The sequence below is a fragment of the Paracoccus sp. UBA889 genome, assembly GCA_002294185.1.
Classification (GTDB): Bacteria; Pseudomonadota; Alphaproteobacteria; order Rhodobacterales; family Rhodobacteraceae; genus Paracoccus.
The window spans coordinates 1-6,417 of sequence record DBFD01000064.1; the positions used below are offsets into that span (position 1 = coordinate 1).

At 65.2% G+C, this 6,417-nt stretch carries 8 protein-coding genes and 1 pseudogene; 2 read left to right on the plus strand and 7 right to left on the minus strand.

From position 1 onward, the window contains the following. From B4L36_RS13270 to B4L36_RS13280, 3 genes and pseudogenes are all read right to left on the minus strand, one after another. A pseudogene (locus B4L36_RS13270) lies at positions 1 to 351 on the minus strand (5-(carboxyamino)imidazole ribonucleotide synthase); the annotation flags it as partial. Further along, complete coding sequence (purE, locus tag B4L36_RS13275) at positions 344 to 829, minus strand: 5-(carboxyamino)imidazole ribonucleotide mutase (RefSeq protein WP_292958110.1); 486 nt, start codon at positions 827 to 829, stop codon at positions 344 to 346. The pseudogene B4L36_RS13270 and the gene purE, both read right to left, overlap by 8 nt. A 57-nt stretch (positions 830 to 886) precedes the next feature. Further along, positions 887 to 1,105 (minus strand): YdcH family protein, encoded by a 219-nt coding sequence (locus tag B4L36_RS13280; RefSeq protein ID WP_292958112.1) that lies wholly within the window; start codon positions 1,103 to 1,105, stop codon positions 887 to 889. 218 nt (positions 1,106 to 1,323) lie between these two features. On the opposite strand from B4L36_RS13280, the gene B4L36_RS13285 reads away from it, so the two are divergent. Then, complete coding sequence (locus tag B4L36_RS13285) at positions 1,324 to 1,734, plus strand: Hsp20 family protein (protein ID WP_292958114.1); 411 nt, start codon at positions 1,324 to 1,326, stop codon at positions 1,732 to 1,734. A gap of 11 nt (positions 1,735 to 1,745) precedes the next feature. Beyond that, positions 1,746 to 1,973 (plus strand): DUF1150 family protein, encoded by a 228-nt coding sequence (locus B4L36_RS13290; protein WP_292958116.1) that lies wholly within the window; start codon positions 1,746 to 1,748, stop codon positions 1,971 to 1,973. On the opposite strand, the gene B4L36_RS13295 is transcribed toward B4L36_RS13290, so the two are convergent. The 4 genes from B4L36_RS13295 to B4L36_RS13310 all read right to left on the minus strand — a co-directional run. Then, positions 1,960 to 2,817 (minus strand): TolB family protein, encoded by an 858-nt coding sequence (locus B4L36_RS13295; protein WP_292958118.1) that lies wholly within the window; start codon positions 2,815 to 2,817, stop codon positions 1,960 to 1,962. The genes B4L36_RS13290 and B4L36_RS13295 overlap by 14 nt on opposite strands. Continuing rightward, complete coding sequence (locus B4L36_RS13300) at positions 2,814 to 4,280, minus strand: MFS transporter (RefSeq protein ID WP_292958120.1); 1,467 nt, start codon at positions 4,278 to 4,280, stop codon at positions 2,814 to 2,816. The genes B4L36_RS13295 and B4L36_RS13300 overlap by 4 nt, the downstream gene beginning before the upstream one ends. Before the next feature lie 73 nt (positions 4,281 to 4,353). Beyond that, a complete protein-coding gene (locus B4L36_RS13305; RefSeq protein ID WP_292958122.1) occupies positions 4,354 to 5,214 on the minus strand; it encodes a glycosyltransferase family A protein in 861 nt (286 codons plus the stop codon). A gap of 111 nt (positions 5,215 to 5,325) precedes the next feature. Further along, positions 5,326 to 6,417, minus strand: a 1,092-nt coding sequence (locus B4L36_RS13310) for a bifunctional sulfate adenylyltransferase/adenylylsulfate kinase (RefSeq protein WP_292958124.1), incomplete at its 5' end; no start/stop codon positions are given.

Here is a 6,417-nt window from a genome sequence, read left to right on the forward strand (position 1 = left end):
CGCCGTGGCCAGCCCGATCTCGTTCAGAAAGGTCTTTTCGGCCAGCCTGTCCTGCGACACCGCCAGCGCATGGCGGCCGGGGCGTATCGGGCGCAGGCGTTCCAGCAGATCCAGTGCCGAGGTCGGCACGTTCTCGAATTCGTAGGTGATCACGTCCACGCTTTCGGCAAAGGCGGCAAGGGCATGGTCATCTTCGTAGGGTGCGGTCGTCAGCCGCCATGCCACTTCGCCCGCTGGCGCCGCGCCGGGGTCGAAGACATGGCAGCGCAGGCCAAGACGGCTGGCCGCGACCGACAACATCCGACCCAGTTGACCGCCTCCGAGAATGCCGATGCTGCGAATCTCATTCATCGGCGGGCTCCTCGGGGATAGAGGCGGACAGCGCGGCCCGCCAATCCTCCAGCCGCCGCGCAAGATCCGGATCGCCAAGCGCCAGGATCGCCGCCGCCATCAGCCCGGCATTGGCGGCCCCGGCCGCGCCGATGGCCATGGTCGCGACCGGAAACCCCTTGGGCATCTGCACGATGGAATAGAGCGAATCGACACCCGACAGGGCCCGCGTCTGGATCGGCACGCCGATCACAGGCAGCCGGGTCTTGGAGGCCATCATTCCGGGCAGATGCGCCGCCCCGCCGGCCCCGGCGATGATCACCTTCAGGCCGCGCGTCACTGCGCCCTTGCCATAATCCCACAGCCGGTCAGGCGTCCGATGGGCGCTGACGATCCGGACCTCGAAGCCGACCCCGAGATCGTCCAGAATTGTCGCCGCCTCGCGCATGGTCGCCCAGTCCGACTGGCTGCCCATGATGATTCCAACGGGTTTTTCCATGCGCCGCCCCCTTTTCTGGCCGGACAACGCCATAGCGCGCGCGGCGCTACGCCGCAATCAGGCGATGATGTCCGGGGTCAGTTCGTCTTCCAGGCGGGCGATCTGGTCCTTCAGCGCCAGTTTCTGCTTTTTCAGTCTCTGCAGGGTCAGCGTCGAGGTCAGCTGTTGCGACGACAGCGCCGAGATCGCCTCGTCAAGATCACGATGCTCGCAGCGCAGCGCGGTCAGCCGCGCCCGCGCGATCTGGTCATGGGACATTTCGTGATGCATGTTCATGGGGCGACACTTCGCTGACAGGCCTGCTTTCCTTTCTTATAGCCCCTTGCGGCCGCTGTGTTAACAAGAAGCTTGCGTCAGCCGCCCCGGACCGGGCGGGCGCGGCGCTGAACCCGGCGCGAACCTTGCGCCGGCGGCGATTCATTCACATATTGAAACCGGAAGGGTTGCCGCGACGGGATCCTCCGACAGTCGCTTTCATGGACAAGGGCTGAGAAATGAGCAAGATTTCACTGGGGACGCATCCCTATCTGCTGGGTTTCGACCAGCTTGAACGGCTGGCCGAGCGGGCGGCCAAGGGATCGGAAGGCTATCCGCCCTACAACATCGAACATGTCGCGCCGGATGGCTTTCGCATCACGCTGGCGGTCGCGGGTTTCGCCCAGGACGATCTGGCCGTCACCACCGAGGATCGGCAGCTTGTCATCAGGGGCCGCATGGCACCGGCCGATGACGATCGCGTCTTCCTGCATCGCGGCATCGCCTCGCGCGCCTTTCAGCGCAGTTTCGTTCTGGCCGACGGGGTCGAGGTCGTCTCGGCCGATATCGAGAACGGGCTGCTTCACATCGACCTGAGGCGAACGGCACCGCAACAGGTCGTCCAGACCATTCCGATCAGCCGCAAATAAAGGGGATCATCATGGATACCAAATTCGATTTCGGCGAAGGCGACAGCGCCAACACCGTCTATATCCGCAAGATCGCGACCAGCACCCTGCCCGAAGAGGTGCGTGAACAGGTTCCCGACCTCGACACGATGTATGCCGTCCACGATGCCGACGGCGAGCGTCTGGCGCTGGTGCGAGACCGTTCTCTGGCCTTCATGCTGGCCCGGCAGAACGAATTGTCGCCGGTCAGCGTCCATTGACAGGCTGCACCGGGGCACGCCCCGGTGCTGGCTGTTCGCGCGCATAGCGCATGAAGGCGAAGGCGCTGCCATCGGGTGCCCAGCAGGGAACGTTGAGGCTGCCCTGACCGCCGTGCAGATCGACCACGCGCCGTCTGTTGCCGCCGTTGATATCCATCAGCCACAACTGGACGGACCGGTCGCGGGGATGGCCTTGGGTTCCCGGCGGATAGGCCAGATACAGAACGTGCCTGCCGCAGGGCGAGGGATGCGGAAACCAGTTCACGTTTGCGTCGCGAAAGACCGGAGCGGCCTCGCTGCCATCAGCCCGCATCCGCCAGATCTGGGCCTGCCCGGTCGCATCCGAATTGAACCAGATGAATTCGCCGCAGGCCGAGAAATCCGGCCCGTCGTGATGGGCGAGGCCCGGTGTCAGGACCCGCTCGACCCCGCTTGCCATGTCCAGGACGGCAACACGCACCACCCGGTCGCCGCCGCGCGCGCAGGCATAGGCGATCCGGTTTCCATGCGCCGAATGCCACCAGCTTGGGCGCGCAAGGCCAAGATCGCGCGGACCGTTCCGTTCCAGAACATGGATGCCTGCGCCGCTGTCGCTTTGGCAGGAGAGGATGATCCGCCCGTCGGGCAGGAAACCGTGATCGTTGTTGCAGCGATGCAGTTCGCCGGTATCGATGCGCCAAAGCCCCCGGGCATCCGCGCGCCACAGATGGCCGCCGCCATTGACCAGGAACCAGCCGTCCGGATGCCAGTTCGGCGCTTCGATCAGCCGGTCGCAACGCAGCAGCACCCGGCTGGCATCGCGGTCCAACGCGAAAACTTCCAGCGACGAACGCCAGCCGCTCATTCCGCCAACGGCGTGTCTGCCGGCGGGTTCTTGCCGGGCCGGGGCGGCCCCATGGTCCAGCGCCGCAGGCCGAGGATGATCAGGATCGCCGTGAATGCGAAAAGCTGATAGGTCAGCGCATGGTTCATGGCGGCCGGATAATCCTGTCCGCCCCCGGCCTTCAGCCGCACGAAGAACAGGCTGGACACGGTCGCGATGCCCACCGCCGAACCGACCTGCTGAAACGCCTGCATCGCCCCCGCCCCGGCGCCCGCATCCCGTTCGGGCACGGCATGCAGGACAAGCTGGAACAGGGGCGAGATCGCCAGCCCCATGCCCAAACCGCAAAACGCCAGTGGCAGCGTGAACGCCAGCGCCGAGAAGGGCTGCGGCGGGTTGCCGGCGACATGGCGCAGAAACGCCATCCCGATCAGCAGCACCAGCGCCCCCACTCCCATCCGCACAGCCAGCCCCCTGGCGCCGAAACGCCCGGTGATGAAGCTGCCCGTCATCACGCCCAGCGGAAAGGGCGCGGTCGCAAGACCGGACTGGAACGGATCCAGCCCGAATCCGGTCTGGAAATAGATGGCCAGCACCAGAAACATTCCCGGAATCGCCGAAAAATGCAGCAGCACCATCAGCAGGCCCGACAGATAGCCCTTGTTCCGCATCAGCGCGACCGGCAGCAGCTGCGTGCGTCCGGATCGCGCCAGCCGAAGCTGCCGCCAGACGAACAGCGCGGCCATCGGCAGGGCGCCCGCCAGCAGGGCGATGCACCACCAGGGCCAGCCCAGCAGTGCGCCCTCGATCACCGGCAGCACGATCATGGTGATGGTCAGCCCGAACAGGCCGACGCCCGGCCAGTCGATGCTCATCTGCCGGTCGGGATCCAGCGCCGGGATCAGGCGGCCGCCCAGCACCATCACCAGCGCGCCGACCGGCAGATTGACCAGGAAGATCGGCCGCCAGTCCAGTCCCCACAGATCGGCCGTGATCAGCGCGCCGCCCAGCAGCGGCCCCGTCACGGCCCCCAGACTGATCACGACGGCGGACAGCGCAAAGGCCCGCGCCTTGTCGTCGGGCGGAAAGATCACATGCATGATCGCCATCACCTGCGGCACCATCATCGCGCCGCCCAGGCCCTGGACCGCGCGCGATCCGATCAGCATGGGCATGTCGCGGGCCAGCCCGCAAACCGCCGATGCCAGCGTGAACAGCCCCACGCCCCACAGGAACAGCCGCTTGCGGCCCAGCTTGTCGCCGAACCGGCCGAACGGCAGCAGCCCGGCCGCGAAGGCCAGCACATAGGCCGCCGAGACCCATTCCATCTGGCTGGCCGAGGCCATCAGATCGCGCTGGATCGAAGGCAGCGCGACATTCACGATGGTGATGTCAAGCAGGTTCATGAAATTGCCCAGAAGCAGCAGGATCGTCGCCACCCAGGGATTGAAGTCCTGCGTCGTGGCGGCGTCGCGATCCGTCATGCCCTGTCCTTTCGATGCCTTCGGCAAGGAACCTGACCCATGGACCGGGCCCGCTTTGCGCCGCCACCCGACCCTAGGCGGGACGTGGCGGCAATTCGTCCGGTGCCTGCTGCGGCGGCTTGCCATCGGGCCACAGACCATAGCGGCGGCGGAAATACTCGATCGCCATGGTATCGGCCTGGCGCCGATCGCATCCGTTGTCGACGAAATGTTTCAGCCCGTCCAGCAGCCGCGCGTCGTGGCTGCGGGTCGGCTGTGGCGCTTCGGCGATCAGCCAGATCGGATGGCCATTGCGCAACAGATGGCCCGACAGCCAGGGATCGTCAACCATCCACAACGTCTCGGGGATGTCCCACGCCTCGGCAGGCAGGAAATCGGGACGGATCATCGCACCGCGATAGCCTTCGAGGATGTCCAGATAGCCACTTTTGACAAAGGGTTTTTTACGCCACGTTCCCAGACTTGCCGCGCGCCGCAGGCGATAGCGCAGGTCGCGCCGGAAACGCTGCGCGCGCGGCTGGTGGGCGGGATCGTGGCGCGGATAGTATTTCGTGCCTTCGGGCCGATCCTCGAGATTGTATCCCTTCTGAACCAGGCAGGCGTCGGGATGCTGCCTGCGCGCCTCAAGGAACCAGCCTGCCCAATCGGGATCATAGGCCTGATCGTCGTCGCAGAAGATCAGTTCGACATCCTGCCCCGCCAGATCCCGCGCGGCCGGCAGAACCTTGGTCGCGGGTCCGAAATCCTCGTCGACCAGGATCAGCCGGATACCTTTGGGCAAATCGGGAATCTCGGCTTCGGCCAGCGGAAACCGGCGGTGGCGCCGCGGCAGATACAGCCGGATCTCGTCCACCGGCGCCGACTGATTCAGCAGATCCAGCAGCGTCGGCCGGATTCGCGGCAGACGCGGCGGAATGGTCGTCAGGGAAATCACCAGGCCGGACAAGATGTCTGCTCCCCACATTCGCCACTTGCATCGATGCGACGGCCGCGAAACCCTGATGCGGCCGTCGGAAATCCGTGAAATGGCCGGACCGCGCCCGCCTCAGTTCAGCCCGATCAATCCCATGCTTTCCAGCGTCAGCAGCACCTGATGGGCGCATCCATCAACGTCGCGATCCTTGGTATCGACGCGCAATTCCGGGTTTTGCGGCTCTTCATAGGGATCGGAAATCCCGGTGAATTCCTTGATCTTTCCCTCACGCGCCAACTTGTAGAGCCCCTTGCGGTCCCGGCGTTCGCATTCTTCCAGATCGGTCGCGACATGGATTTCGACGAAGGCGCCGTAGGCCTCGGTCATTTCGCGGACGGCGCGGCGGGTGGCGGTATAGGGCGCGATCGGCGCGCAGATCGCGATCCCGCCGTTCTTGCTGATCTCGGAGGCGACATAGCCGATCCGCTTGATGTTGATGTCGCGATGTTCCTTGGAAAAGCCAAGCTCGCTGGACAGATGCTTGCGGACCACATCGCCATCCAGCAGCGTGACCGGACGGCCGCCCATCTCCATCAGCTTGACCATCAGCGCGTTGGCAATGGTCGATTTGCCGCTGCCGCTGAGGCCGGTGAAGAACACCGTAAAACCTTGCTGCGCGCGCGGAGGCGAGTTGCGGCGCAGTTCGCGCACCACTTCGGGAAAGCTGAACCAATCCGGGATATCCAGCCCCTCGCGCAGGCGGCGGCGCAGTTCGGTGCCGCTGATGTTGAGGACGGTCACGCCTTTCTCGATCTCGTCGGCGGGTTCGTATTGGGCACGTTCCTGCACATAGACCATATGCTTGAAATCGACCATCTCGACGCCGATCTCGTCCTGATACTTGCGGAACAGATCTTGCGCCTCGTAGGGACCGTAGAAATCCTCGCCCGCGCTGTTCTTGCCCGGGCCGGCATGGTCACGGCCGACGATGAAATGGGTGGCGCCGTGATTGGCGCGGATCAGACCGTGCCAGACCGCCTCGCGCGGGCCGCCCATCCGCATCGCCAGGTTCAGCAGCGACAGCGTGGTCGTGGCCTGCGGATATTTGTCCAGCACCGCTTCGTAGCAGCGGACGCGGGTAAAGTGATCCACGTCGCCAGGCTTGGTCATGCCGACGACCGGGTGGATCATCAGGTTGGCCTGCGCCTCTTTCGCGGCCCGGAA